The sequence below is a fragment of the Clavibacter vidaverae genome (assembly GCF_047529985.1).
In the GTDB taxonomy this organism is placed as follows: domain Bacteria; phylum Actinomycetota; class Actinomycetes; order Actinomycetales; family Microbacteriaceae; genus Clavibacter; species Clavibacter nebraskensis_A.
The window spans coordinates 1,825,110-1,850,197 of sequence record NZ_JBLJAM010000001.1; the positions used below are offsets into that span (position 1 = coordinate 1,825,110).

At 71.9% G+C, this 25,088-nt stretch carries 21 protein-coding genes and 2 pseudogenes; 5 read left to right on the forward strand and 18 right to left on the reverse strand.

The window, feature by feature from the left end:
- Positions 1-774: 774 nt before the first annotated feature.
- Positions 775-1,269 (reverse strand): septum formation family protein, encoded by a 495-nt coding sequence (locus ACMT9T_RS08525; RefSeq protein ID WP_414745868.1) that lies wholly within the window; start codon positions 1,267-1,269, stop codon positions 775-777.
- A gap of 466 nt (positions 1,270-1,735) precedes the next feature.
- Between ACMT9T_RS08525 and ACMT9T_RS08530 the strand changes: the two are divergent.
- Positions 1,736-2,031 (forward strand): annotated as a pseudogene (locus tag ACMT9T_RS08530) (leucine zipper domain-containing protein); the annotation flags it as partial.
- Between the two features lie 89 nt (positions 2,032-2,120).
- Here the strand turns inward: ACMT9T_RS08530 and ACMT9T_RS08535 are convergent.
- From ACMT9T_RS08535 to ACMT9T_RS08575, 9 genes are all read right to left on the reverse strand, one after another.
- On the reverse strand, positions 2,121-2,891 hold the full coding sequence (locus ACMT9T_RS08535; RefSeq protein WP_414745137.1) for an ABC transporter ATP-binding protein: 771 nt from the start codon (positions 2,889-2,891) through the stop codon (positions 2,121-2,123).
- A complete protein-coding gene (locus ACMT9T_RS08540; RefSeq protein WP_414745869.1) occupies positions 2,888-3,988 on the reverse strand; it encodes a FecCD family ABC transporter permease in 1,101 nt (366 codons plus the stop codon). Before ACMT9T_RS08540 ends, ACMT9T_RS08535 begins: the two co-directional genes overlap by 4 nt.
- Positions 3,961-5,016 (reverse strand): ABC transporter substrate-binding protein, encoded by a 1,056-nt coding sequence (locus ACMT9T_RS08545; protein ID WP_414745138.1) that lies wholly within the window; start codon positions 5,014-5,016, stop codon positions 3,961-3,963. The genes ACMT9T_RS08540 and ACMT9T_RS08545 overlap by 28 nt, the downstream gene beginning before the upstream one ends.
- Positions 5,017-5,203: 187 nt before the next feature.
- Positions 5,204-5,371 carry a hypothetical protein gene (locus ACMT9T_RS08550; RefSeq protein ID WP_414745139.1) on the reverse strand — a complete coding sequence of 56 codons (168 nt, stop codon included), beginning with the start codon at positions 5,369-5,371 and terminating at the stop codon, positions 5,204-5,206.
- Positions 5,372-5,391: 20 nt separating this feature from the next.
- A complete protein-coding gene (locus ACMT9T_RS08555; protein WP_414745140.1) occupies positions 5,392-5,733 on the reverse strand; it encodes a hypothetical protein in 342 nt (113 codons plus the stop codon).
- 194 nt (positions 5,734-5,927) lie between these two features.
- Entirely contained in the window at positions 5,928-6,947 is a 1,020-nt protein-coding gene (locus ACMT9T_RS08560; protein ID WP_414745141.1) for a LacI family DNA-binding transcriptional regulator, read from the reverse strand.
- A 77-nt stretch (positions 6,948-7,024) separates the two neighbouring features.
- Entirely contained in the window at positions 7,025-7,933 is a 909-nt protein-coding gene (locus tag ACMT9T_RS08565) for a carbohydrate ABC transporter permease (protein ID WP_414745142.1), read from the reverse strand.
- The gene (locus ACMT9T_RS08570) at positions 7,930-8,880 is read right to left on the reverse strand and encodes a carbohydrate ABC transporter permease (protein WP_414745143.1); all 951 of its coding nucleotides are present in this window, start codon (positions 8,878-8,880) and stop codon (positions 7,930-7,932) included. Before ACMT9T_RS08570 ends, ACMT9T_RS08565 begins: the two co-directional genes overlap by 4 nt.
- Positions 8,877-10,163 carry an ABC transporter substrate-binding protein gene (locus ACMT9T_RS08575; RefSeq protein ID WP_414745144.1) on the reverse strand — a complete coding sequence of 429 codons (1,287 nt, stop codon included), beginning with the start codon at positions 10,161-10,163 and terminating at the stop codon, positions 8,877-8,879. Before ACMT9T_RS08575 ends, ACMT9T_RS08570 begins: the two co-directional genes overlap by 4 nt.
- A gap of 204 nt (positions 10,164-10,367) precedes the next feature.
- On the opposite strand from ACMT9T_RS08575, the gene ACMT9T_RS08580 reads away from it, so the two are divergent.
- The gene (locus tag ACMT9T_RS08580; RefSeq protein ID WP_414745145.1) at positions 10,368-12,716 is read left to right on the forward strand and encodes a beta-L-arabinofuranosidase domain-containing protein; all 2,349 of its coding nucleotides are present in this window, start codon (positions 10,368-10,370) and stop codon (positions 12,714-12,716) included.
- Between the two features lie 68 nt (positions 12,717-12,784).
- On the opposite strand, the gene ACMT9T_RS08585 is transcribed toward ACMT9T_RS08580, so the two are convergent.
- The 8 genes and pseudogenes from ACMT9T_RS08585 to ACMT9T_RS08620 form a co-directional block, all read right to left on the reverse strand.
- Entirely contained in the window at positions 12,785-13,357 is a 573-nt protein-coding gene (locus ACMT9T_RS08585) for an NADPH-dependent FMN reductase (RefSeq protein WP_414745146.1), read from the reverse strand.
- A 79-nt stretch (positions 13,358-13,436) separates the two neighbouring features.
- Entirely contained in the window at positions 13,437-14,099 is a 663-nt protein-coding gene (locus tag ACMT9T_RS08590; RefSeq protein WP_414745147.1) for a PDDEXK nuclease domain-containing protein, read from the reverse strand.
- A 25-nt stretch (positions 14,100-14,124) separates the two neighbouring features.
- Positions 14,125-14,469 (reverse strand): annotated as a pseudogene (locus ACMT9T_RS08595) (DUF1016 N-terminal domain-containing protein); the annotation flags it as partial.
- Positions 14,470-14,537: 68 nt separating this feature from the next.
- The gene (locus ACMT9T_RS08600; RefSeq protein WP_414745148.1) at positions 14,538-15,320 is read right to left on the reverse strand and encodes a glucosamine-6-phosphate deaminase; all 783 of its coding nucleotides are present in this window, start codon (positions 15,318-15,320) and stop codon (positions 14,538-14,540) included.
- Positions 15,317-16,168, reverse strand: a complete 852-nt coding sequence (locus tag ACMT9T_RS08605; RefSeq protein WP_414745149.1) for a carbohydrate ABC transporter permease — start codon at positions 16,166-16,168, stop codon at positions 15,317-15,319. The genes ACMT9T_RS08600 and ACMT9T_RS08605 overlap by 4 nt, the downstream gene beginning before the upstream one ends.
- On the reverse strand, positions 16,165-17,163 hold the full coding sequence (locus ACMT9T_RS08610; RefSeq protein WP_414745150.1) for a carbohydrate ABC transporter permease: 999 nt from the start codon (positions 17,161-17,163) through the stop codon (positions 16,165-16,167). Before ACMT9T_RS08610 ends, ACMT9T_RS08605 begins: the two co-directional genes overlap by 4 nt.
- Positions 17,160-18,446, reverse strand: a complete 1,287-nt coding sequence (locus tag ACMT9T_RS08615) for an ABC transporter substrate-binding protein (protein WP_414745151.1) — start codon at positions 18,444-18,446, stop codon at positions 17,160-17,162. Before ACMT9T_RS08615 ends, ACMT9T_RS08610 begins: the two co-directional genes overlap by 4 nt.
- 59 nt (positions 18,447-18,505) lie before the next feature.
- Positions 18,506-19,513 carry a carbohydrate kinase family protein gene (locus ACMT9T_RS08620; protein WP_414745152.1) on the reverse strand — a complete coding sequence of 336 codons (1,008 nt, stop codon included), beginning with the start codon at positions 19,511-19,513 and terminating at the stop codon, positions 18,506-18,508.
- A 205-nt stretch (positions 19,514-19,718) separates the two neighbouring features.
- On the opposite strand from ACMT9T_RS08620, the gene ACMT9T_RS08625 reads away from it, so the two are divergent.
- From ACMT9T_RS08625 to ACMT9T_RS08635, 3 genes are all read left to right on the forward strand, one after another.
- Positions 19,719-20,465, forward strand: a complete 747-nt coding sequence (locus ACMT9T_RS08625; RefSeq protein WP_414745153.1) for a DeoR/GlpR family DNA-binding transcription regulator — start codon at positions 19,719-19,721, stop codon at positions 20,463-20,465.
- Positions 20,462-21,805: a 6-phospho-beta-glucosidase gene (locus ACMT9T_RS08630; protein WP_414745154.1), complete on the forward strand. Its 1,344-nt coding sequence runs from the start codon at positions 20,462-20,464 to the stop codon at positions 21,803-21,805. The genes ACMT9T_RS08625 and ACMT9T_RS08630 overlap by 4 nt, the downstream gene beginning before the upstream one ends.
- A gap of 62 nt (positions 21,806-21,867) precedes the next feature.
- On the forward strand, positions 21,868-25,059 hold the full coding sequence (locus tag ACMT9T_RS08635; RefSeq protein ID WP_414745155.1) for an alpha-mannosidase: 3,192 nt from the start codon (positions 21,868-21,870) through the stop codon (positions 25,057-25,059).
- Positions 25,060-25,088: the final 29 nt, after the last annotated feature.

Genomic DNA, 25,088 nt, shown 5'->3' on the forward strand with positions numbered 1-25,088 from the left:
ACACGTCCTATGAGGGTGATCTGGAAGCTAACACCCGAGCAGTGTTGCGCTTCGGGCTTCTCCCCACCCTGCTGGCGGGGCCCCTCCCGGCGCCCCATGTCGTCGGATCACTCCTTCAGGTGGGCGACCGCCCTCCTCCTTGCTATGGCCAGTGGGCGCGGTGACGCGGGTCAGACGAGTCGCCCTGCGTGCTGGTGCTCGTGCGGGCGGGATGTTCAGGTCCTGGTTCGACCGAGGAACGTGTTCGCCCTCGACGTGGCGCGGGCCGAGCGCACGCGGCGGGCGCAGGCTGGCCACGTCGAGAGAGTTGGAGTGCGTCAGCAGGTCATATGGATGACATCATGCGCGAGTGGGCCGATCTCCTGCGTCCTCCTCCGTCGAGGTCCATTCGTACGTCTTGGAGGGCCCACGCGAGGGATGTAGATGGCAAGCGCCTCGGGCGCGTCATGAGTGGGACGACGATCACGACGCTTACATTCGCACTTCCTCAGGGCCCAGCCGTCGTGACACGACCGTCTGCCCGATGAGCCGCTTCATCGCGGCCCATCAGCTCAGGACTTCATGCTGAACTCGGCCTGACGATTCCGAGTCGCCGGCGCGGACGTTCTTCGTGCCGCGCGGAGAAGGGTCATATCCTGACGTCGAAGACCATCCGGGACATGAATCGAGTGAGCACTCCAACGGTGGAGGCGGCCGCCCTGGTCGCCAGTGTCACAGAACATTCCACTCTGCGGAGCGACGTGATCACGACGCCGACGAGGAGCCGCTGGGCGACTATGCCCCAGAATCCCGCATGGACTTGGTGAGCGGAGCACTTGCATGGTTGACGAGATAACAGACAGCTTCGTGGTCCCCCAGAGGCCATGCGTCGACCGAGGGATACACGTACGAGTACCCCAGGTCAGAGTCGTCGAATTTTCGGCCGACATAAGGCTCGAATGCATCCAGGCACTTTTGAGACGCGGAAGCCTGTAGGTGGTCGTCGTCGGGTCGAGCAGCATCGTCTCCGAGGGTCATACGCGCGTAGACCTCGTCCTCATGTTCAGAAGAGCAGTCCCGCTGCACGCGGTCGGCCGACGGAACCGCAAGGTCGCTCGTGTCGAAGCAGTCGCCCACCTGGAGCTGGCGGGCAGCGGCCTCCGTGTTGAGTACCGGAATGCTCGGCGCGGGCGCCGGCTCCGGAGTCGGATCAGAGGTGCACCCTGCGAATCCGACGACAGCCGCCAACAGCACTAGCGAGAGAGACGGCCCTGCAGCCCGAACTTGCATGTCCACCCATCGGATCGGAGAAGGCTCGGACGATACCACGTCCCGAGGACTCGCGGGGGGCGCTCTAGGAGGGTGGAGTGGGCACGTCGTCCGGTTCCTGCCCAGGACGCGACACCGGTGCTCATGCGGATCATGCCGGCCCCGATACGGCACGATGACCGCTCATGGCCTTTAGGGCCCGTCTGCTTCGCGCTCAAGCCCCATTGAGCGTCGTCGTCATCTCATCGGCAAGACCTTCTGGCGAAGAAGGGGCACCGGGTCTCCGAGTTGCAACCGGAAGGGGCTGTCCGGAAGAGCTCTCGCCGCCTAGGGCGCGTGAGTCCTGCGCTCGCGAGCCGGTCTGCTGTCCGGAGATGCGGGTTGCAACCCCTTGGGCTATGCGCCCGGAGAAAGGCCACGCATCACCGCGTCGAGATCCGCCTGTCCGCCGCGACTCCGTTCCGATTCTGCAGCTCGTGAGGGCGTGATGGAACTGTCAGATCCGACCATCGCCAGGGGGCCTCGATGTCCCATCGGTGGTGCTCGTCTGACTGTTCTCGGTCGACGTCTGCTCGTTGTGCGCGTCGTGCATGATCGCCGTCCCCTCTCGTACGTCGCGCGGGAGCTCGGTGTCTCGCGTCGGCGCGCGCCTCGATGGGTGCTTCGGTTCGGGGCTGGAGCGGAGTAGGGCTGTCAGATCCGTCGTCGCGGCCCTGGTCAGCCCCGAGGCGTCCGAGGCCGGAGCGGGAACGGAACGTGCTGGAGGCGACGTCCTCGACCCGGGATCCGGGACGACGACGCTGACCTGATCAGCTCGAGCCACGTGCTGATGCCCGCGGCCCTCGGGTCACCGACGTCATGACCCGGTGCAGCTAGAGCGGCGCCGCGTCGAACAGCACGCGCGAGCAGCCGACCGCCTGGTCGTGCGTGACGACGGCGCGCACCCCGTAGACGTCGGCGATGAGCTCGGGCGTGAGCACCTCGCGCGGATGACCGCCCGCCACCACGCGCCCCTCGCGCAGCACCAGCACGCTGTCGCAGAACATCGCCGCGAGGTTGAGGTCGTGCAGCGCGACCACGGTGGTCACGGGCAGGTCGCGCACGAGCGCCAGCAGCTCCAGCTGGTGGCGGATGTCGAGGTGGTTGGTCGGCTCGTCGAGCAGCAGCTCGCGCGGCTCCTGCGCGAGGGCGCGCGCGATGTGGGCCCGCTGCCGCTCGCCGCCGGAGAGCGTGCGCCAGGCGCGGTCGGCCTTCGCCTCGAGCCCGACGTGCGCGATCGCGCGGTCGATGGCCGCCTGGTCCTCCGCGGTGTCGCCGCCGAGGAGCGTCCGGTACGGCGTGCGGCCGAGGCGCACGACGTCGCGCACCACGATGTCGACCTCGGTCTCGCCGTGCTGCGTCACGGTCGCCACGCGCCGAGCGACCTCGCGCCGACGGAGCCCCGCGAGGTCGGCGCCGTCGAGCGTCACGCGGCCGGAGTCCGGCGACGCCGCGCCCTGCAGCAGCTTCAGCAGCGACGACTTGCCCGAGCCGTTCGGCCCGAGCAGCCCCACGGTGGATCCGGGTGCCGGCTCCAGCGTGACGTCGTCCACCACGATCCGCCCGCCCCGCGACCAGCTGACGCCCCGCGCCTCGAGCGTCATGCGCGCCCCCGGTTGCGCATCAGCAGCAGCATGAACACGGGCACGCCGACGAGCGCCGTGCCGACGCCGACCGGCAGCGGCGTGGGCGCGAACGCGAGCCGCGAGAACGCGTCGACCCACACCATGAAGACGGCGCCCAGCACGATGGTGGCGGGCACGACGCGCGAATGGCGCTGGCCGAACAGCAGGCGCGCGGCGTGCGGCAGCACCAGGCCGACGAACCCGATGGCGCCCGCGATGCTCACGAGCGTCGCCGTGAGGAGCGCGGTGACGACCAGGAGGATCGTGCGGGTGCGGCCCACGTGGATCCCGAGCGACGACGCCACCTCCTCGCCGAACGCGAAGGCGTCGAGCGAGCGGGCGTAGGCGAGGCAGACGACCGCGCCCACGGCGACCACGGAGACGCTCAGGCCGACCTCGTCCCAGCGCATGCCCTCGAGGGATCCGAGGAGCCAGAACATGATGCCGCGCGTCTCGTCCGAGTCGGCGAACGCGAAGACGACCAGCGAGGTGAGCGCGGAGAAGAGCTGCGTGCTGGCGACGCCCGCGAGGATCACGCCGGCCGTGCCGCCCGAGGAGAACCGGGCGAGCAGGAGCACGAAGCCGAAGGCCACGAGCGCGCCGATGAAGGCGCCGCCCGACATGCCGAGCGCGCCGCCGCCGAGGCCGAGCACGCCGATGAGCACGGCGCCGGTGGAGGCGCCGGAGGAGACGCCGAGCACGAACGGGTCCGCGAGCGGGTTCCGCAGCAGCGACTGGAGCACGACGCCGCAGATGCCGAGGCCGGCCCCGCAGGCCGCTGCGACGAGCGCGCGCGGCAGGCGCTCCTGCCAGACGATGGCGTCCTCGGAGACGCGCACGGGGATCCGCGTGAGCCCGGCGTGGTTGAGGAGGATGTCGCGCACGTTGACGAGCGACACGTCGGCCGGGCCGAGCGTGACGGCGACGCCCACCGAGAGCGCGACCGCGACGATCCCGAGCGCGACCAGCACCGCGACGCGCACGGCGTGCGGCAGGCCCCTGACCCGCGCGGCGACCGTCGCGAACGGAGCGCGCGGGGCGGCGGCGCTCAGAGCCGGCCCCCGCGCGCGTCCCACCACGCCCGGATCTTCTCGAGCCCGTCCACGAAGCGGATCGACGGGTTCATCTCGGCGCCGTGCAGCGCCACCATCCGGTCCTCCTTCACGGCCGTGAGGTCGCGCGTGAGCGGATCGCTCTTCAGGAAGTCGACCTTGTCCTGCAGCTTGTCGCCGGGGAACCGGTTCCGCTGGAGGTCGCCGAGCACGAGGATGTCCGGATCCCGGTCGACGACGTCCTCCCAGCCCGTGGCGATGAAGTCGTCGCGCACCTCGGGGAACGCGTCCGTGAGGCCGACCTGGCGGGACAGGAGCGCGGTGGCGCCGAATCCCCCGCCCATGTACGGCGTCTTCGTGTCGGCAAACCAGTACATGACCTTCGCCCCGCCGAGGTCCATGCCGTCGGTGGCCGCGGCCGCGCGCTGCTGGAGCGAGGAGACGAGCGCCTCACCGCGGTCCTTCACGTCGAAGACCTCGGCCATCTCGCGGATCTCCTGGTACAGCGCGTCGACCGTGAGCGGCGTGGTGCGCTGGCCGCCGCCGTTGATGCTGACGTCGGAGTCGCAGTCGGTGGGCGACAGGTAGGAGGGGATGCCCGTCTCGGCGAGCCGGTCGCGCGTGACCACGCCGCCCGTGCCGTAGTGACGGCCGAAGGACGCGGTGACGAAGTCGGGATCCGCGCCCATGAGCACCTCGTAGGTGGGCGCGTTGTCGGCGAGGCGCGGCACCTGGCCGTTCGCGTCGGCGAGCGAGTCGAGCACGGGATCCGTCCACGACGCCGTGCCGACCATGCGGTCCTGCAGGCCGAGGGACAGCAGGATCTCGGTGGAGTCCTGGTCGAGCGACACCACGCGCGAGGGCGCCCGGTCGATCGTCACGTCGTGGCCGCAGTTCGACAGCGTCAGCGGGTAGGTCGTGGACCCCTGGCCCGCGTCCGCGACGGACGCGGTCGGCACCTCCTCGGACGCGCCGCATCCGGTGAGGGCGACGAGCACGAGGCCCGTCACGGCGGTGGCGGTGAGGCGGGCGAGGGCGCGAGCGCGGGGCATGGGTCTCCTGGGGTCGAGGCCGGCATCGGCCCGGCGGGGAGCCCGGGCCGCGGGTAAGCATAGCCTTACCTCACTGGGCGGTTCGACCTTCGTCCCCGTCCTTGATCGCGGCGCCCTCGCTACCGCTCGATGGAGGAGGCAAACCGAGGGGTGTCTCGCGGGAGCCGTGACACCCCTGGGTGACGGACTACCTGCTCGCTCTCGAAGACGAAGCCCGATAGATCAACGCGATGCCGAAGACCAGCACGCCGTAGACCACGATCGCCCAGCCTGATGGGATCAGGGAGAAGCAGATCGCGGCGAGGAGGAATGCGACCAGAGCCGCGATCCAGGTTGGAATGTTCTTTCGATCCATCGACGTCATGCGAGACGACATTAGAGGAACGACCCGAGGCAACCGGTCGCACCCGCGGCGAGGTACTTGCGCGCGATGTCCGCCGCGAGCTCCTCGCCGATGCCGTCACCGACGGCGAGACCTGCGATGGTGATCCCCGCGGCAGCGAGGCACTTCAGCTCCGGCTCCGTGATGTTCTGCCCCTGCTCCGCGAGGAACTGGCACGAGTCGAAGTCATGGTCGTAATGGCACTCGGCATAGGCCAAGTCCGATGCCGTGTCCTGAGCATGAGCCGGACCAGCCGGCACGGTCACGAGCGCAGCGCCACTGACCATCGCGCCCGTGAGCGCCAGTCCGAGCAACTTGAATGGCAGCTTCTTCATCGTCTTCCTCTCGGTCGGTTGTCCAGGACTTCGAACCTGGGCACGCACTCGTGGACGCGCGTCAACCAATCCACAAGCGCAAGGAGACGTTCGTCCTAGTTTGCATCGGGTGCCTCCCTGCCAGGTCGGCGGCTGCGGGATGGCTCATCAGCATCGAGGTCGTGCCGAAGCACCCGCGGCGAGCGTGCCCCGGATCAGCGCCCGCGCGCCACCGTCGACCCGCGCACGATGAGCTCGAAGCCCATCGTCTCGGAGCGGAAGGCGCCCGCGTCCGCACCGTGCTCGATCCGCTCGGCCAGCATCTCCACCGCCCGGCGCGCGATGGCGCGGCGGCCGGGCGACACCGTGGTGAGCGGCGGCTGCGCGAAGCGGGAGTCCTCGGTGTCGTCGAGGCCCGCGACCGCCACGTCCTCGGGCACGCGGATGCCGCGCTCCTGGAGCGTCCACTGGGCGCCGAGCGCGAGCGAGTCGTTGAAGCCGAACACGGCGTCGAGCTCGACCCCGTCGTCGAGGAGGCGGGCCATCGCGGCGGCGCCGGCCTCACGGCGCCAGGGGCCGGGATCCACCCGGAGCCGCGGGTCGAGCGGGATGCCGGCGGCGGCGAGCGCCTCCTCGGCGCCGCGCTGCCGGAGCGCCGCGCCCGTCGGCTCGTCCGCCTCCCGCACGCCGACGAGCGCGATGCGGCGCCGGCCGGTCTCGACGAGGTGCGCGACGGCGGCGTGCGCGGCGTCCCGGTCGGCGATGAGCACCTGGTCGGCGAGGCCCTCGAGGAAGCGCTGGCCGATCATCACGAGCGGCACGTTCAGGTCGATGAGGCCCGCGTCCTCCTGGTGCAGGGCGAGCGGCTCGTAGATCACGCCGTCGAGCACCTGCCGGTGGAGGCCCGAGAGCGCGCCGATCTCGCGGTCGCGGCGCCCCGCCGTGGTCTCGACGAGCACGCTGAGGCCGAGCTCGTCGGCCGCGTCGATCACGTCCTGCGCGAGCGGCGCGAGGTACGCGCTGTCGAGCTCGGGGATCACGAGCGCGATCATGCGCGACCGGCCGGAGCGCAGGTTCCGGGCCGACACGTTCATCCGGTAGCCGAGCTCGGCGACGGCCGCCTCGATCCGCGCCCGCGTCCCCTCGCGCATGTACGGGTAGCCGTTGAAGTAGTTGCTGACGGTCTTGATGGAGACGCCCGCGGCGCGCGCGACGTCGCTCATGGTCGCCGCCATGCGCTCCCCCTCGTGTCCGTGCGCGGTCCGGGTCGCCGCGCGCGGCCCCAGCCTCGCACGCGGGTCGGGCGTCGGCCCTACTTCACCGCGCCGCTGATGAGGCCGGCCACGTAGTACCGCTGCAGCAGCAGGTACAGCACGACGCACGGGAGCACCGTCACGGCGACGCCCGTCTGCATCAGCCCCCAGTCGACCGTGTTGTTCTGGCCGGCCGAGAGGATGTTGAGGCTCACCGGCAGCGTGTACAGGCTCTGGTCGGTGATGAGGATGAGCGTCGCGAAGAAGTCGTTCCACGCCGAGAAGAAGGTGAGGAGCGCGGTCGAGACGACGCCGGGGATCGCGATGGGCAGCATCACGCGCCGCATGGCCTGCAGCGGCGTGTTGCCGTCGATGAGCGCGGCCTCCTCCAGACTCGCGGGCACGGCCGCGAACGAGTTCCGCATGAGGAAGATCCCGAACGGCAGGTTGAAGGTGGCGAGCACGAGCGAGAGGCCCACGAGGCTGTTGTCGAGGTCGAGCTCGATGAGCGTCAGGAACAGCGGCGTGATGATCGCCTGGAACGGGATCATGAACGTGATCAGCACGACGAAGAACACGACGTCGCTCCCCCGGAACGGCAGCCGCGCGAACGCGTAGCCCGCCAGCGTCGAGACCACGATCGTGATCGCCGTCACCAGCAGCGACACGAAGACGCTGTTGCGGAGGCTCGTCACGAGGTCGAGCCCGCCCGTGGGCGTCAGCAGCCGCTGCAGGTTGCCGAGCCCGACCGAGCCGTCCTGCGCGGTGAGCGCCGTGCCGAGCATGATCCCGAGCGGGTAGAGGAAGAGGAGCGCGACGCAGCCGCACGCCACGTACCAGGCGAGGCGCGGCATCGAGGCGCGGACGGCGCCGAGTCCGCGGGCGTCGCGGCCGCGGGCATCGCGGTGCGGGGACGCGCCCTCGGCGGGGACGGAGGAGGCGGGGCGGGCGGGGGCGGAGGTGCTCATGAGTTGTCCGAGTTCCGGAGGAGCAGCATCTGGGCTGCGCTGACGAGGCCGAGGACGACCATGAGGATGATGGAGAGCGCGGCCCCGTAGCCGAGGTCGAGCCGGATGAACGAGGAGCGGTAGATCTCGTAGACCGCCGTGATGGTGCCGTTGTCCGGCCCGCCCGCGGTCATGATGTAGAACTGGTCGAACGCCAGCAGCGACCCGGCCACGCTGAACACCAGCACGAGCGCGAGGGTCGGCCGCAGCAGCGGCAGCGTGATGTAGAGGAACCGCTGCCAGCGCGTGGACCCGTCCATCTCGGCCGCCTCGTTCACCTCCTGCGGGATCGACTGGAAGCCCGAGAGCAGGAGCAGCATCTGCAGCCCCGCGGACTTCCACGCGACCATGCTCACGACCACGAGGAACGCGGTCACGGATCCGCCGAACATGTTGGTCGACACGTCCAGCAGCCCGACCCCGGCGAGCGCCTTCATGGTCGGCCCGATCACCGGCTGCCACATGAAGAGGAAGAGGTAGCTCGCGGAGGCGAGGCCCACGACCACCGGCAGGAAGAAGATCGACTGGAAGATCCGGGCGCTGCGCGTGCGGCGCTGGATGAGCAGCACCAGCGCGAACCCGATCACGAGGAGCACCGGGGTCACGACCGCCGTGTAGACGAGCGTGAAGCCGACGGCCTTGAGGAACGCGGCGTCCTGGAACGCCTCGACGTAGTTGGCGAGGCCGGTGAAGGCGCGGTTGCCGAGCAGCGGCCACGTGTACGTCGACATCGCGATGGTGCGCATCAGCGGCCAGATGAAGAAGGTGAGGAGCATCACGAGGGCCGGCAGCACCAGCAGGATCCCGGTGCGGCGCCGCCTCCTCGCCATGCCGCCGCGGTCGCGCACCGCGCTGCGGGCCGGGGACGCGACGGCGCCCTCCAGCCGGGTGATCACGGGTGCGGTCACTTCCCGTCCTCCTCGACGTAGACGACGGAGTCGAGGATGCGCTGCGCCTCGGCCTGGGCCTCGCGCTGCGCGTCCGGGATCCCGCCGCCGAACACGGACTGCGAGATCAGGTTGACCCAGACCCCGTTGTTGTCGTTGAACAGCTCGTTCTCGACCGGGCTGAACGGCACGTGGCCGACCCGGAGGGCGTCCGCGAACACGGCGTAGCGCGGATCCTGGGGCACGTAGACCTCGTCGAGCAGGTCGGTGCGGATGGGCACGACCGACTGCTCGGCGAGGATGGTCTGCGCCTCCTCGCCCGTCGCCCACTCCACGAACTCCCACGCGGCGTCGACGTTCCTCGACCCCTTCAGGATGGTGAGGGTGTCGCCGCCGCCGAAGGACGCGGATCCGCCGTCCTTCCCGGGCAGCGGGGTGACGCCGAAGTCGACCTTCCCTCCGGCGACGAGCGAGCCCATGGTCGCGGTGCCGTCGGCGATCATGCCGACCGTGCCCTGCTGGAACGCGGTCGCGGTGTTCGGGCCGGCGTCGGTGCGGGCGAGCGACGGCATGCTGCCGTCGGTCCACATCCCGCGCAGGAGCTCGAGGCCCTCCGTGACCTCCGGGCTGTCGAGCGTCGCGGTGCGGCCGTCGGCGGAGAGCACGTCGCCGCCGCCGCCCCAGATGAGCGGGGTGAAGCCGAAGATCAGGCAGCCGCCGCACGCGCCGGGGATCGAGTAGCCGTAGGTGCTGCCCCCGAGGCCGCGGATGGCCTTCGCGGCCGCGCGGATCTCGGCGTGCGTCGTCGGCGGGCGCTCGGGATCCAGCCCCGCCTCGGCGAAGAGCGTCTTGTTGTAGAAGAGCACCGACGCGTCGCCCGTGAACGGCACGGCGTAGGTGCGGTCGTCGAACGACGAGACGGACGCGTGCGCGGGGCTGAAGTCGTCGGCGTAGTCGAGCGCGGCGACCCGGTCGGTGATGTCGACCAGCGCGCCGGCCTGCGCGAAGTACGGCGTGAAGACGAGGTCGAGCGCGGCCACGTCCGGCGGGTCGCCGCCCGCGATGGAGGTCGCGAGCTTCTGCACGTAGCTCGGCGACGGCACGAGCGTGATCTCGACCTGCGTCTCGTGCGTGGCGTTGTAGGCCTCGGCGAGCGGCTCGACGAGCGCCTTCTCGTAGTCGCGGATCCAGAGCTTCACCGTGCCGTCGCCCGCGCCGCCGGATCCGGCGGAGCAGCCGCTGAGCGCGAGGCCCGTGATCATGAGGGTCGCCGCGGCGACCAGCCTCGTCGTGGTCCGCTTCATCGCGCTCCTCGTGTCCGTGACGTGTCGGCCCGGTGGGGCTCGGCCGCGTGGCCGCACGCACCGCCCTGGTGCCTTCTACATCGTTGTACTAGATTATGTGCATCGATGTACTGCTCGTCAAGGGCGGGTCGATGCGCCCGGATCGCGTCCGGGAACCGCCCGCGGCACCGTCGCCGCGGCCGCCGCCGACAGCTGAGGATCCCGATGACCGTCGCCCCCGCCACCCCGCCGCGCCCCGCCGCCGACCTCCCGTCCGCCGCCCGCTCGTTCCCGCTCTCCGCCGTGCGGCTCGGCGACGGACCGCTCCGGCACGCGCAGCTGACCGACGTCGAGTACGTGCTGCGCCTGGATCCCGACCGGCTGCTCGCGCCCTTCCTCCGCGAGGCCGGGCTCGACTCCCCCGTGCCGAGCTACGGCAGCTGGGAGGAGATCGGCCTCGACGGGCACATCGGCGGCCACTACCTGTCGGCGCTCGCGCAGCTGCACGCCGCGACGGGCGACCCGCGCCTCCTCCCCCGCCTCGAGCACATGCTCGACGTGCTCGAGCGGTGCCAGGAGGCGGCCGGTGACGGTTGGCTCGGCGGCGTGCCCGACGGGCGGGAGTTCGGCCGCACCATCGCGGAGGGCCGGATCGAGGCTGACACCTTCGACCTCGAGGGCCGGTGGGTGCCGCTCTACAACCTGCACAAGACGCTCGGCGGGCTGCTCGACGCGCACGAGCACACCGGATCCGCCCGGGCCCTGCGCATGGCCGAGGGCATGGCCGGCTGGTGGCTCGGCATCTCCGCGCACCTCGACGACGACGCGTTCGAGGGCATGCTCGCGACCGAGCACGGCGGCATGTGCGACGCCTTCGCGACGCTCGCGGGGATCACCGGCCGGGACGACCTGCTCGCCGAGGCGCGGCGGTTCGCCCAGCGCGCCCTCGTGGATCCGCTCGTCGCCGGCCGCGACGAGCTCGACGGGCTGCACGCCAACACGCAGATCCCCAAGGTCATCGGGATCGAGCGGCTCGGCCGGATGACGGGCGACGCGCGCCTGCTCGCCGCCTCCGACGCGTTCTGGGACTCGGTCGTGCACCGGCGGAGCGTGGTGATCGGCGGCAACAGCGTGCGCGAGCACTTCCACCCGTCGCGCGACTTCGCGCCCATGGTGCTCGACGAGCAGGGGCCCGAGACCTGCAACAGCTACAACATGCTGGAGCTCGCGCGGCTGCGGTTCGAGCGCACGGCCGACCCGGCGATCCTCGACCAGGTCGAGCGCACGACGCTCAACCACATCCTCTCCACCCAGCACCCGGAGCACGGCGGGCTCGTGTACTTCACGCCGCTGCGGCCGGCCCACCCCCGCGTCCACTCCGTCGCCGAGGAGTCGATGTGGTGCTGCGTCGGCACCGGCATGGAGAACCACGCGCGCTACGGCGAGCAGGTGTTCGCGCACGCGGGCGACGCGCTGCTCGTGGACCTGTACGTGCCGGCCGAGCTGGATTGGGCCGAGCGCGGGATCCGGGCGCGCATCGACGGGGACGTGGTGCGCGACGGGCGGGTGACGGTGACCGTCTCGGCGGATGCCCCTGCCGACGTCGAGCTGCGGCTCCGGCGGCCCGGGTGGGCGACGTCGATGGCGGTGCGCGTCGGCGACGCGCCCGCGACCGTGGCCGCGTTGCCCGGTGCCGCCGCCGTGCCGATCCGACGCACCTGGTCGGGCACGACGGTCGTGACCGTGGTGCTCGGGATGGAGGTGCGCGCGGAGCGGCTGCCCGACGGATCCGCGTGGACGTCGTTCACGTACGGCCCGCTGGCGCTCGCCTCGCGCGACGGCCGGGACGGGATCGCGACCTCGCTCGCGGAGGACACGCGCATGGGCCACGTCACGCCCGCGCCGAAGGTGCCGCTCGAGCGGACGCCGGTCGTCACCTCGGCCGACCCCGCCGACGCCGTGACGCTCGTGGACCGGGCCGCGCTCGCGTTCCGGCTCGACGCGTGGCGCGGCGACGAGCTGATGGCGGTCGCGCTCGAGCCGTTCGCGGGGATCCACGACGAGCGGACGACGCTGGTCTGGCCCACCGGCGCCGACCCGGACGCGCGGGCGGCCGAGCTGCGCGCGCTGGACGCCGCGGGCACCGACGGCGACGTGGTCGACGAGGTGGTCGCCGGCGAGCAGCAGCCCGAGGTGGACCACGGCTTCCGCGGCGAGGGCACGCGCGCGGGCGGCGCCGACGGCCGGCACTGGCGGAGCGCGACCGGCTGGTTCTCCTACGAGCTGCGGGATCCCGCGGGCACGGCGATCGTCGTCCGCGTGCTGCTGCGACGCGAGGCGCCGGAGGGCGCGGGCGGTGCCGCTGCCGTCGGCCAGGCGATCCACGTCGGCGGCGTGGAGGCGCGCGCCGCGGATCCGGTCGAGCTCGGCGGCGAGGTGGGCGACGACGCGCTCGACGTGACGATCACCGACGAGATGCGCGCCGGATCCCCCGCCGGCGCCGTGACGGTGTCGGTGCACGCGGTGCCCGGCGGGCGCACGTGGGACGTGCTCGGGATCCAGCTGCGGCGCTGACCCGCCGCGCACGACGAGGGGCCCGGACGATCCGCCCGGGCCCCTCGTCGTGCTTCGCGTCGCGTCCGCTACGCGGAGACGGTCGTGAGGTTCTTCTCGATGTGCGCGCGGAACGCCTGCAGCCAGGTGAGGAGGAACTCCTCGGTGCCGGCGTTCGAGATCGCGCCCTCGGGCGAGATGAGGCCCTCGGTGGTCTGGATGTACGCCTCGGGCTGCGAGAGCTCGGGCGACGCGAGGAACGACAGGATGCTGCGGAGGTGCTGCTGCGCGACGGCCGTGCCGACGGAGCCGATGGACGTGCCGATGACCGCGCTGGGCTTGCCCTGGAACGCGTTCTCGCCGTACGGGCGGCTCGCGAAGTCGAGCGCGTTCTTGAGGACGCCGGGGATCGAGCGGTTGTACTCGGGCGTGACGATCATGATCGCGTCGGCGTCCGCGATGGCGGCCTTGAAGCTGTTCGCGACCTCGGGGTAGTCGCCGTCCATGTCGGCGCTGTAGAAGGGCAGCGGCTGGATCGGGATCTCGGTGAGCTCGAGGCCGGCCTGGGCGCCGAGGCGCTTCAGCGCGAGCGACAGGGCCCGGTTGATGGAGGTGGACGACAGGCTGCCGACGAGGTAGCCGACGCGGTACGTGCTGCTCATGGTGCGTTCCTTCCCGCACGGATCAGTTCCATGCGCGCGCATGGAGCATAGCCCGGGGAGGTGGACGCGGCCCGGACGGTCACGTTCGCCGCGGATCCCGGACGGCCCGGGCCAGCACCTCCTCGGACGGGAGCGCGGCACGCTCCGCGTCCGGCAGCAGGTCGTAGCTCGACACGGCGACCGGGGCGCGCTGCCCGGCCAGCGAATAGCGCACCACCGCATCGGCCTTGCCCGCCACGAGCAGCAGACCGACGGTCTCGGCGTGATGCGGGCGGCGAAGTCGTCCATCGACCAGGGCCACGTAGAACCCCAGCTGGCCGAGCTGCTCGGGGCGGAAGCGGCCCGTCTTCAGCTCGATGACGACGTAGCGGAGCTGCTCGACGTGGAAGAAGAGCAGGTCCACGAAGAAGTCCTCGCCCTCGACGTCGAAATGGACCTGACGGCCGACGAACGCGAAGCCCTCGCCGAGCTCCCGGAGCGTGTCGATGATGCGGTCGACGAGCGCCTGCTCCAGCTCACGCTCCCGGGCATCGCCGTCGACCGCGAGGAAGTCGAGGACGTAGGGGTCCTTGGTGAGCTGCCGGGCGAGATCCGACTGATCGGGCTCCAGTGCCCGGTCGAAGTTCGTCGCCGCGCTCTCCGACCTCTCGTGGAGCCGCGTGCGGATGTGGTGCTCGAGGACGTTCCGGGACCAGCCGTGCGCCAGGCTGCGCGACGTACCAGTCGCGCAGGGCAGCGTCATCGAGGCGCTCGACGAGGGTGACGACGTGGCCCCACGGCAGGAGTGCAACGGTCCGTTGCACTTCCGCCTCCTCGGGCCACGCGCGTGCCAGCGCACGCATGTAGAAGAGGTTCCTGGTCGAGAAGCCCTTGATGTCGGGGAACTCACGACGCAGGTCCTCCGCCATGCGGGTCATCACCGCGCTGCCCCACCGATGCCGCTCCACATGTGCGTTCAGCGTCATCCCGATCCGCCAGTACAGCTGCACGAGCTCCACGTTGACCCGGCGTTGGGCGACGATTCGGGCCCTGCGGACGCTCCCCTTGAGGTCGCGGAGGGCGTCGTCGTAGCCGACGACGGTGAGAGGAGGTCCTGCGTGATGCGCGTCCATGTGCGGAGTGAAGCGGTCACCACCGACATGGCCGGCGAGCGACGAGCGCGCACCCCTCGGGCCGCCGATCAGGCGAGCGCCGCCAGGTCGACGCGGCCGTGGAGGGCGGCGAGCGCGGCGCGATCCGCGACGACGGTGACCCGCCGGTGCCGCTGCAGGACGGAGGCGGGGACGGCCGTCGTCACCGGCCCGGCCATCGCCGCGGCGAGCGCGTCGGCCTTGTGCGCGCCCGAGGCGACCAGCAGGATCCGCGCGGCCGACATGATCGTCGCGATGCCCTGCGTGACCGCGTGCGTCGGCACGCGCGCGGGATCGCCGCCGAAGTACCGCGCGTTGGCGCGCCGGGTGGCGTCCGCGAGCTCGACGACCCGCGTGATGCCGGCGAACGGCGACCCGGGCTCGTTGAAGCCGAGGTGCCCGTTGGCGCCGATGCCCACGATCTGGAGGCCCGCGCCGCCGAGCCGCCGGATCCGCCGCTCGTGCTCGGCCGCCGCGTGGTGCGGATCCGCCGCCGACCCGTCGGGCACGACGACGCGCGCGTCCGGCACCCCGAGCGGCTGTGCGATGCGGTGCCGCACGAAGGAGAGGTACGACTCGGGGTGGCCGGGCGGCAGCCCCACGTACTCGTCGAGCGCGACGAGCGACAGGCCGTCGGTCACGAGCGCGCGCTCCCGGCGCCGCCGGGTGAGCTCGGCGTAGAGCGGCTCGGGGGTGGATCCGGTGGCCACGCCGAGCACGCCCGCCGGATCCTCCCCGAGGAACGTCTGCACGACGTCGGCCGCCGCGGATCCCAGGCCGACCGGGTCGTCGACCGCCCTGACCACGGGCCACCTGGGCGACGGAGCCGTCACTTCAGCGCGCCCTTCGCGATGTCGCCGATGAACTGCTTGGCACCCACGAGGAACACGAGGATGAGCGGGATCACCGCGAGCAGCGCGCCCGCCATGACCATGCCGTAGTCCTTGCCGTGCGCGCTGTTGAGCTGGCTCATCGCGACCTGCAGCGTGAGCGTGCCCGGGTCGTTGAGCACGATGAGCGGCCAGAGGTAGTCGTTCCACGCGGCGATGAAGGTGAAGATCCCGAGGAACCCGAGGCCCGGCCGGATGAGCGGCAGGCACACCGTGAGGTACTGCCGGAAGAACCCGGCGCCGTCGATGCGGGCGGCGTCGATGAGCTCGTCGGGCACGCTCGAGACGATGAACTGCCGCAGCCAGAAGATGCCGAACGCGTTGGCCGCCGCCGGCACGATGAGCGCCTGCAGCTGGCCGACCCAGCCGAGGTGGATCATCGTCACGAACTGCGGGATCACCGACAGCTGCGCGGGCAGCATGAAGGTCACGAGCAGCAGGGCGAACAGCGCGCGGCGGCCGGGGAACTCGTACTTCGCGAACGCGAACGCCGCGATCGAGTCGAAGAACAGCACCATCACCGTCACGGAGACCGCGACGATCACGGTGTTCACGAGCGACCCGCCGAAGTCGATCGTGCGGAACACCGCCTGGATGTTGTCCCACAGGTACGGCCCCGGCACGAGCACGGGCGGCGACTTGTAGATGTCGCTCGTGGTGTTGCTCGCCATCACGACGAGCCAGTAGAGCGGGAACAGGCTCACGATGGATCCGGCGAAGAGGATCCCGTGCAGGATCACCCGGCCGGGCGGCAGCTGCCGGCGACCCGCGGCGTGGACGGTCGTGCTCATGCGCGCTGTCCCTTCCTCGCGCCGGGCGCCCGCGCGGGCTTCTCCTTCCGCTCCGCGCCCAGGCGGAAGCTGATGATGGAGAAGATCACCACGAGCAGGAACACGCCCCACGCGATGGCGGCGCCGTAGCCGAAGCGGTTGTAGTTGAAGGCCTGCTGGTAGAAGTACAGGACGGTCGTGAGGCCGGCCTGGCCCGCACCGCCCGAGTTCGGGTTGGTGATGCTGGAGGAGGCCGTGAGCACCTGCGCCTCGGTGAAGCTCTGCAGCCCGGTGATGGTCGAGACCACGAGCACGAAGAGGATCGTGGGACGCAGGAGCGGCAGCGTGACCGACCAGAAGGTGCGGATGGCGCCCGCGCCGTCGAGCCTCGCGGCCTCGTAGACCTCCGTGCCGATCGACTGCATGCCCGCGAGGAAGATGATCGCGTTGTAGCCGGTCCACTGGTACGTGATGAGGACCGCGATGGTCACCTGGATCGCCCACGGCGTCGAGAGCCACGCCACCCCGTCGAGCCCGATGGCGCGGAGCCCCGAGTTCACGAGCCCGAAGCTGTCGCCGAAGATGGATCCGAAGAGCACCGCCATCGCGACGACGCTCGTGACGTTCGGGACGAAGTAGCTGATCTTGTAGAAGGTGCTGAGGCGCTTGGCCGAGTTGAGCATGGCCGCGACGATCACGGCGATCACCATCATCGGGAACGTCGAGAGCGCGAAGATCACGAGCGTGTTGCGGATCGACAGCCAGAAGGTGGCGTCGGTCGCGAGGGCCTGGAAGTTGGCGAGCCCCACCCACTTCGCCGTGCCGAGGCCGTTCCAGTCCTGGAACGAGAGCACGAGCGAGTAGAGCGCGGGGAACAGGCCGAAGATCGCGAACAGCACGAAGAACGGCGCGATGGCGACGTAGTACGGCCACGTGCGGCGGATCCCGCGGGTGCCCGCGCCCGCCCGGGTCGGCGCGGGCGGACGCCCTCCCGGGCGGACGGCGACGGGGATCACTGCTTCGCGGTCTTCAGCGCGGTCTCGCCGGCGGCGACGGCGTCGCTCCAGGCCTGGTCCGGGTCCTTGCCGAGCGACGTCACGTTCTGCAGCTCGGTGACGAACGCGGCCTGCACCTGGTTGTCGTAGGGGCTCGTGTACGCCGTGGGCATCTTCGACGCGGCGTCGGCGAAGACCCCGACGGTCGACTGCCCGCCGAAGAACGGGTCGCCCTTCTGCAGCTCCGGGGAGTCGTAGGCAGCGGTGGCCGACGGGAAGATGCCCTTGTCGGCGTACGCGGTGACCTGGTCGTCCTCGCTCAGCACGTCCGTGATCACCGCGAACGCGGCCTGGGGGTCCTTCGTGCCGGCGGGGATGGAGAGGAACGAACCGCCGATGTTGGCCGGGCCGCCGGGCATGGGCGCCACGCGCCAGTCGCCCGAGGTGTCGGCCGTCGCGCTCTTGAGGTCGGCCTGGTACCAGGAGGCGCCGAGGAGCGCGGGCAGGGATCCGTTGGAGATGGCCGAGGCCCAGTCGGGGCTGCCGTCGGTGACGTTCGCGGTGAGGCCCTCCTGGTACGCGAGCACCGCGCGATCCCACGCGGCCTTCACCGTGGGGCTGTCGCCCGTGTAGTCACCGTCCTCGTCGACGAAGCGGGTGGTGCCCTGGCCGAGCGACTTGGTGAACACGTCGGACGCGTCCACGAAGATCGCGCCGCCGGTGGCCGCCTTGAGCTTCTTCCCGAAGGCGAGGTAGTCGTCCCACGTCGCCGTGGCCGCGGCGACGTCGGCCGGCTCGCTCGGGAGGCCCGCCTTCTGGAAGACGTCCGCGCGGTAGTAGAGGGCGGTGGGGCCGATGTCGATGGGGAGGCCGATGAGCTGGCCGTCCTTCGTCGTCGCCTCCTTCAGCTTCCACGCCGGGAACCGGTCGGCGATGTCCTTCGCGCCCAGCTGGTCGAGGTCCTCGAACAGGCCGTCCTCGCTGAGGAAGTACGGCATGTCCTCGCCCTTGACGCCCGTGATGGACGGCAGGCCGGAGCGGCCGGTGAACGTGGTGACGAGCTTCTGCTTGAAGTCGCCGCCGATGGTGGAGACGTTCAGCGTCGTGCCCGGCACGTCCTGCGGCACCTCGTCGAGCACCGTCTGGCTGAGGCCGTCCGGCCAGATCCACAGGTCGAGCTGGCCGCCCGCCGATGATCCCGACGACGAGGAGCAGGAGGCGAGCACCGGCGCGAGGAGCGCGAGGGCGGCGACTCCCGTGATGACGCGCCGGGCGCGGGAGCGGCGGGCGGGGTGAGAGGACATGGCGGTTCTCGATTCGGTGGGGAGGGAAGGAGGGAGGGACGGGTCGGGAGCGGGACGGGTCAGGCGAGCAGGTGCGCGGCGTCGGGGCCGGCGAGGGCGTCGACGAGGAAGTCGTAGCGGCCGGGCTCGGCGGCCTCGGGATGCGCGCGCAGCCACGGCACGAGCTCGTCCAGCCGCGGGGCGCCGGACGCGCCGCCGGGGCGCGTGACCGTGATCCCCGCGACCAGGCATGCGAAGTCCACGCGCTCCGTGAGGCTCCACGGCGCCCGGGCGGACGCGGCGAGCGCGGCGCCGAACACGTCGCCGGCGCCCGTGGCGTCGACGGCGCGCACCGCGAGCGGCGGGCGCACGACCTCCTCGCCGCCGGCCGAGTCGACCGCGACGACGCCGCGGGATCCGGACGTGACGACGCTGAGCGGCACGCGCTCCGCGAGCGCCCGGGCCGCCGGGACGGCCGAGTCCGTGCCCGTGTAGGCGGCGGCCTCGAGCTCGTTGGGGACGAACGCGTGGCACTCGTCGAGCTGGTCGAGGATCGCGGGGTCCCAGCGCTCGGACGGGTCCCAGCCGACGTCCGCGTAGACGTCGGTGCCCGCGGCGGCCGCGCGGCCGATCCACGCGCTGCGGTGCGGATCCAGGTGCACGAGCGCCGCGGCGGCCGCCGGCACCTCGCCCGGCACGAGCTCGTCGGAGCCGAGCGGGCAGGGCACGCCGCCGGTGACGAGCGCGCGGTCGTCGTCGTAGCCGAGCGACGCCGTGACGGGCAGCGCCCAGCCGTCGAGGGTCACGAGGTGGTCGAGCGCCACGCCCTCGGCGGCGAGCGCGGCGCGCACGAGGCGGGAGAACGGATCCGTGCCGATGGCCGCCGCGATGGCGGTCGGCACCCCGAGGCGCGCGCCGGCGACGGCGAAGTTCGCGATGCCGCCGGGGCCGTGCCCGAACGACGACGTCCAGATCTCGTGGCCGGGCCGCGGCTCGCTCGGCAGGTCGCCGAACACGACGTCCGCGAACAGCTGGCCGACGACCAGCAGCCCCGCGGGGGCCTGGTCGGGTCGCGATGCAGCGGGCACGTGGACCCCTTCCTCCGGGTGAGCCGCCGCGCCCGACGGGCGACGAGCGGTGCGGGTCCGCCGACGGCGACGCTGCCGGCGGGACGAGGTCGACGGGTGCCCGCCGACCGGTAGTGACGTTTCTAGCCCATGTGAGCACATGGATGGAAGACCTTGTCCATTACGAGATTGTTTCTGCTCGTTCCTGCGCGCTAATGTTCACTTCATGAGAGACGCCCGGGAGTTCGTGATCCTCGACCGGCTGCGCGCCACCCGCAGCGCCACGGTCGCCGAGCTCGCCGAGGCCGCGGGCACGAGCGACGCGACCATCCGCCGTGACCTGGCCCGGCTCGACGAGCAGGGCGTGCTCCGGCGCACCCACGGCGGCGCGGTCCTCGTCGAGGTCGACGCCCCGTTCGCCGAGGTCGAGCAGGTCAACCGCGAGGCCAAGGAGCGCATCGCGCGGGCCGCGGCAGCGCAGATCCAGGACGGCCAGTCGGTCGTGCTCGACATCGGCACGACGACGCTGCACCTCGCCGAGCAGCTGCGCGGCAGGTCCCTGACGGTGATCACGGCGAACGTCGCCGCGTTCGACGTGCTGCGCGACGACCGGGCGGTGCGGCTCATCCTGCTGCCGGGCGACTGGGATCCGGTCTACCGCTCGGTGTCCGGCCCGCTCACCGCCGAGAGCCTGCGCATGCTGCACGCCGACCACGCGTTCGTGGGCGTGAGCGGCATCGCCGACAACGGCGACCTGCGCGACACGACGATGGCCCAGGTGCCCATCAAGCGCGCGATGGCCGAGATGAGCGACCGGGTCACGGTGCTCGCCGACTCCTCCAAGTTCCCGGGCACCGGCGCCGGCCGCGTCGCCCCCACCGCGTCGCTGACGCAGCTGATCACCGAGGCCGCCCCGCACGAGCGGGTGTCGCAAGGCCTCGCGGACAAGGGAGTGTCGGTGACCGTCGCATGAGGCTCACGATCCTGGGCGGGGGCGGGTTCCGCGTCCCGCTCGTCTACTCCGCGCTGCTGCGCGACCACGAGGCCGGCCGGGTCGACCACGTGGCCCTCTACGACACCGACGAGGTGCGCCTCACGGCCGTCGCGCGCGTGCTCGCGGAGCAGGCCGCCGCGTACCCGGACGCGCCCCGGATCACGCTGCACACCGACCTCGACGAGGCGCTCGCGGGCGCCGCGTTCGTGTTCTCGGCGATCCGCGTGGGCGGCATGGCCGGGCGGTCCTGCGACGAGCGGCTCGGCATGGCGCACGGCGTGATCGGCCAGGAGACCGTCGGGTACGGCGGCATCTCGTACGCGCTGCGGACGCTGCCGGTCGTCATGGACCTGGCCGAGCGGATCCGCGTCAAGGCCCCCGAAGCGTGGGTCATCAACTTCACGAACCCCGCCGGCGTCGTCACCGAGGCCATGTCGCGCGTGCTCGGCGACCGCGTCATCGGGATCTGCGACTCCCCCATCGGCCTCGCCCGCCGCGTGCTCGGGGCGCTCGGTGTCCAGGGCGACGACGTGGTCATCGACTACGCGGGCCTCAACCACCTCGGCTGGCTGCGCGGCCTCCGGGTCGACGGCCGCGACGTGCTGCCGGACCTGATGGCCCGCCCCGACCTCATCGGCACGTTCGAGGAGGGCCGGCTCTTCGGCGCCGAGTGGGTCACGGAGCTCGGCGCCGTGCCGAACGAGTACCTGCACTACTACTACTTCCGCCGCGAGGTGCGGCACGCCGACCAGCTGGCCGCCCAGACCCGCGGCGCGTTCCTCGTGGAGCAGCAGGGCCGGTTCTACGAGCAGCTCGAGCACCGGCACGACGTGTCCGCGCTCGCGCTGTGGGAGCGCACGCGCCTCGACCGCGAGACCACCTACATGGCCACGAACCGGCAGTCGGCCGGCATGGGCGACCGCGACGAGGACGACCTCGTCTCGGGCGGCTACGAGGACGTCGCGATCGCGCTCATGCGCGGCATCGCGTACGACCAGAGCGCCCGGCTGATCCTCAACGTGCGGAACCGCGGCACGCTCGCGGCGCTCGACGCCGACGCGGTGGTCGAGGTGCCGTGCGTGGTCGACGCCTCGGGAGCGCATCCGGTCTCCGGCACCGAGCTGCCCGACTTCGGCGTGGGCCTCGTCACGAACGCGAAGTACGTGGAGCGGCAGACCATCGAGGCCGGTCTCGGCGGATCCCGCGCCGCGGCCGTCCGCGCGCTCGCCCACCACCCGCTCGTCGACTCCGTCACGGTCGCGCGCTCCCTGCTGGAGGACGCGATGCACGCGTTCCCGGCGCTCTCCTACCTGCGCTGACGCGCCGCCCCGGCCCTCGTGCCCACCCGCCTGCCTGCATCCCGACCTCCCGGAGGACTCCCATGCACCAGAACCAGAAGCTCGTCCAGGAGCGGATCCTCCGCGCGCTGACCGAGCGGATCACCCCCGCCGTGTACTCCGCGAGGACGCCCGTGAGCCTCCGCGCGTGGATGGCGCCCGACGAGCCCGTGCCCGTCGCCGAGGCGATGCGGCAGGAGTACGCGCCGTTCGCGCTCGGCCAGCCGTGGGGCCGCGCGTGGTCCACGTGGTGGTTCGAGGTGACGGGCGCGGTGCCCGCCGAGTGGGCCGGCCGCACGGTCGAGCTGCTGCTGGATCCCGGGTTCATCGGCGACTGGCCGGGCAACCAGGCCGAGTGCCTCGTGCACACGATGGACGGGGTGCCGGTCAAGGGGATCCACCCGCGCAACACCTACGTGCGCCTCGCCGACGAGGCCGCGGGCGGCGAGCAGGTGCGCTTCCTCGTGGAGGCCGCGGGCAACCCGGACATCCTGGTGGACGAGTTCGTGCCGACCCCCTACGGCGACAAGGCGACCGCGCCCGCCGAGCCCATCTACCGCTTCCGCCAGGCCGAGCTCGCCGTGTTCGAGCCCGAGGTGTGGGCGCTGCGCTTCGACGTCGAGGTGCTGTACCAGCTGCTGATGGAGCTGCCCGAGACCGAGCCGCGCCGCCACGAGGTGCTGCGCGCGATCGAGCGCGCGCTCGACGTGCTCGCCATGGACGACATCGTCGGCACCGCGGCCGCCGCCCGCGCCGAGCTCGCCGACGTGCTCTCCCGACCCGCCGTGCCGAGCGCCCACACGCTGAGCAGCGTCGGCCACGCCCACATCGACAGCGCCTGGCTCTGGCCCATCCGCGAGACCAAGCGGAAGACCGCGCGCACCTTCTCCAACGTGCTGCGGCTCGCCGAGCAGTACCCCGACTTCCGCTTCGCGTGCTCGCAGGCGCAGCAGTACGTCTGGGTGAAGGAGAACTACCCGACCGTGTTCGCGGGGATCAAGCAGGCCATCGCGGACGGCACCTGGTACCCGGTCGGATCCATGTGGATCGAGCCCGACGGCAACCTGCCCGGCGGCGAGGCGATGATCCGCCAGCTCACCCACGGCATGCGCTTCTTCCGGGAGGAGCTCGGCGTCGAGACCCACGGCGTGTGGCTGCCCGACTCGTTCGGCTACACGGCGTCGTTCCCGCAGATCGCCAAGCTCGCGGGCCTCGACTGGTTCCTCACGCAGAAGCTGTCCTGGAACCAGACCAACACGTTCCCGCACCACACCTTCTACTGGGAGGGCATCGACGGGTCGCGGATCTTCACGCACTTCCCGCCCATCGACACCTACAACTCCACGCTCGAGGCGGAGGAGACGCACCACGCCGTGCGGCAGTTCCGCGAGAAGGGCCGGGCCACGATGTCGCTCGCGCCGTTCGGCTACGGCGACGGAGGCGGCGGGCCCACGCGCGACATGATGGAGCGCCAGCGGCGCACGGCCGACCTCGAGGGGTCGCCGAAGGTCGTCGTCGAGCACCCGGACGAGTTCTTCCGCAAGGCCGAGGCCGAGTACCCGGACGCGCCCGTGTGGGTCGGCGAGCTGTACCTCGAGCTCCACCGCGGCACGTTCACGTCGCACGCGCGCGAGAAGCGCGGCAACCGCCAGGCCGAGCACCGGCTCCGCGAGGCCGAGCTGTGGTGGACGATCGCGGCCGTCCGCACGGGCGCCGACTACCCGTACGAGGCGCTCGACCGGCTCTGGAAGCAGACGCTGCTGCAGCAGTTCCACGACATCCTCCCCGGCTCCTCCATCACGTGGGTGCACCGGGAGAACGAGGAGGACTACGCCCGCAGCCTCGCCGAGCTCGACGCGCTCGTGGCCGACGCCATCGCGCGGGTCACGGCGCAGGCGGTCGCGGACGGCGAGGGCGACGGATCCGGCGCGTTCGCGGTGAACTCGACCGGCCACGCGCGCACGGCGCTCGTGGAGGCGCCCGACGGATGCGCGCTCGCGCTCGTCGCGGTCCCCGGCAGCGGCATCGCGCCGCTCGTCGCGGTGGATCCGGCCTCCCCCGTCGTCACGACCCGCGGCGCCGACGGCACCGTGCTCGACAACGGACTGCTCCGCGTGACGCTCGACGCGCGCGGCCTCATCACCTCGATCGTCGACCTGCGGCACGCCGACCGCGAGCTCGTGCCCGCCGGCCGCGCCGCGAACCTGCTGCAGCTGCACGAGGACATCCCCACCGCGTGGGACGCCTGGGACGTCGACGCGCACTACCGGGCGAGCCGCACCGACCTCGTCGACGCCGCGTCCGTCGAGCTCGTCGAGGACTCGCCGCTGCGCGCGACCGTCGAGGTCGTCCGGCAGTTCGGGCGCTCGCGCGTCGTGCAGCGGGTGTCGCTGCACGCCGACGACGCGCGGATCCACGCCACGGCCGACCTCGACTGGCTCGAGGACGAGAAGCTCCTCAAGGTCACCTTCCCGCTGTCGGTCCACGCGCAGCACCACAGCGCGGAGATCCAGTTCGGGCACGTCCGGCGCCCCACGCACACGAACACGTCGTGGGACGAGGCGCGCTTCGAGGTCATGGCGCACCGCTTCGTGCACGTGGAGGAGCCCGGCTACGGCGTCGCCCTCACGAACGCGGGCAGCTACGGGCACGACATCACGCGCTCGGTGGGTGCGACGGGCGAGGTCGAGACCGAGGTGCGGATCAGCCTGGTGCGGGCGGCGCGCTCCCCCGACCCCGTGCAGGACATCGGCCACCACCGGTTCGAGTACGCGCTCGTGCCGGGCGTGGGCATCGAGGGCGCGGTGGACGCGGGGCTCGAGCAGAACCTGCCGGTGCGGGTGGTGCGGCCCAGCGAAGGGTCGGAGGCGGGGCCCGCGGTCGCGCCAGCCGCCGCCGCTCTCGCCGAGGCCGCGGTCGTCCCGTCGTCGCTGCCCACCGCGTCCGGCCTCGTGTCGATCCACGGCGGCACGGTGCGGATCGAGGCGCTGAAGCTCGCGGACGACGGCTCGGGCGACGTGATCGTGCGGCTCTACGAGTCCACCGGCGCGCGCACCGCGACCCGGCTCGAGGCGCACCTCGACGCCGACCGCTTCACCGAGGTGGACGTGCTCGAGCGCCCGCTCGGCGACGGCTTCCCGCGGTCGCTCGCGTTCGAGCCCGAGGAGGACGGCCGCGGGGTGCGGCTCGTGCTGCGGGCGTTCCAGGTGATCACGGTGCGGATCCACCGGGCCTGACCCGACGGGCGACGACACCCGCCCTCCCG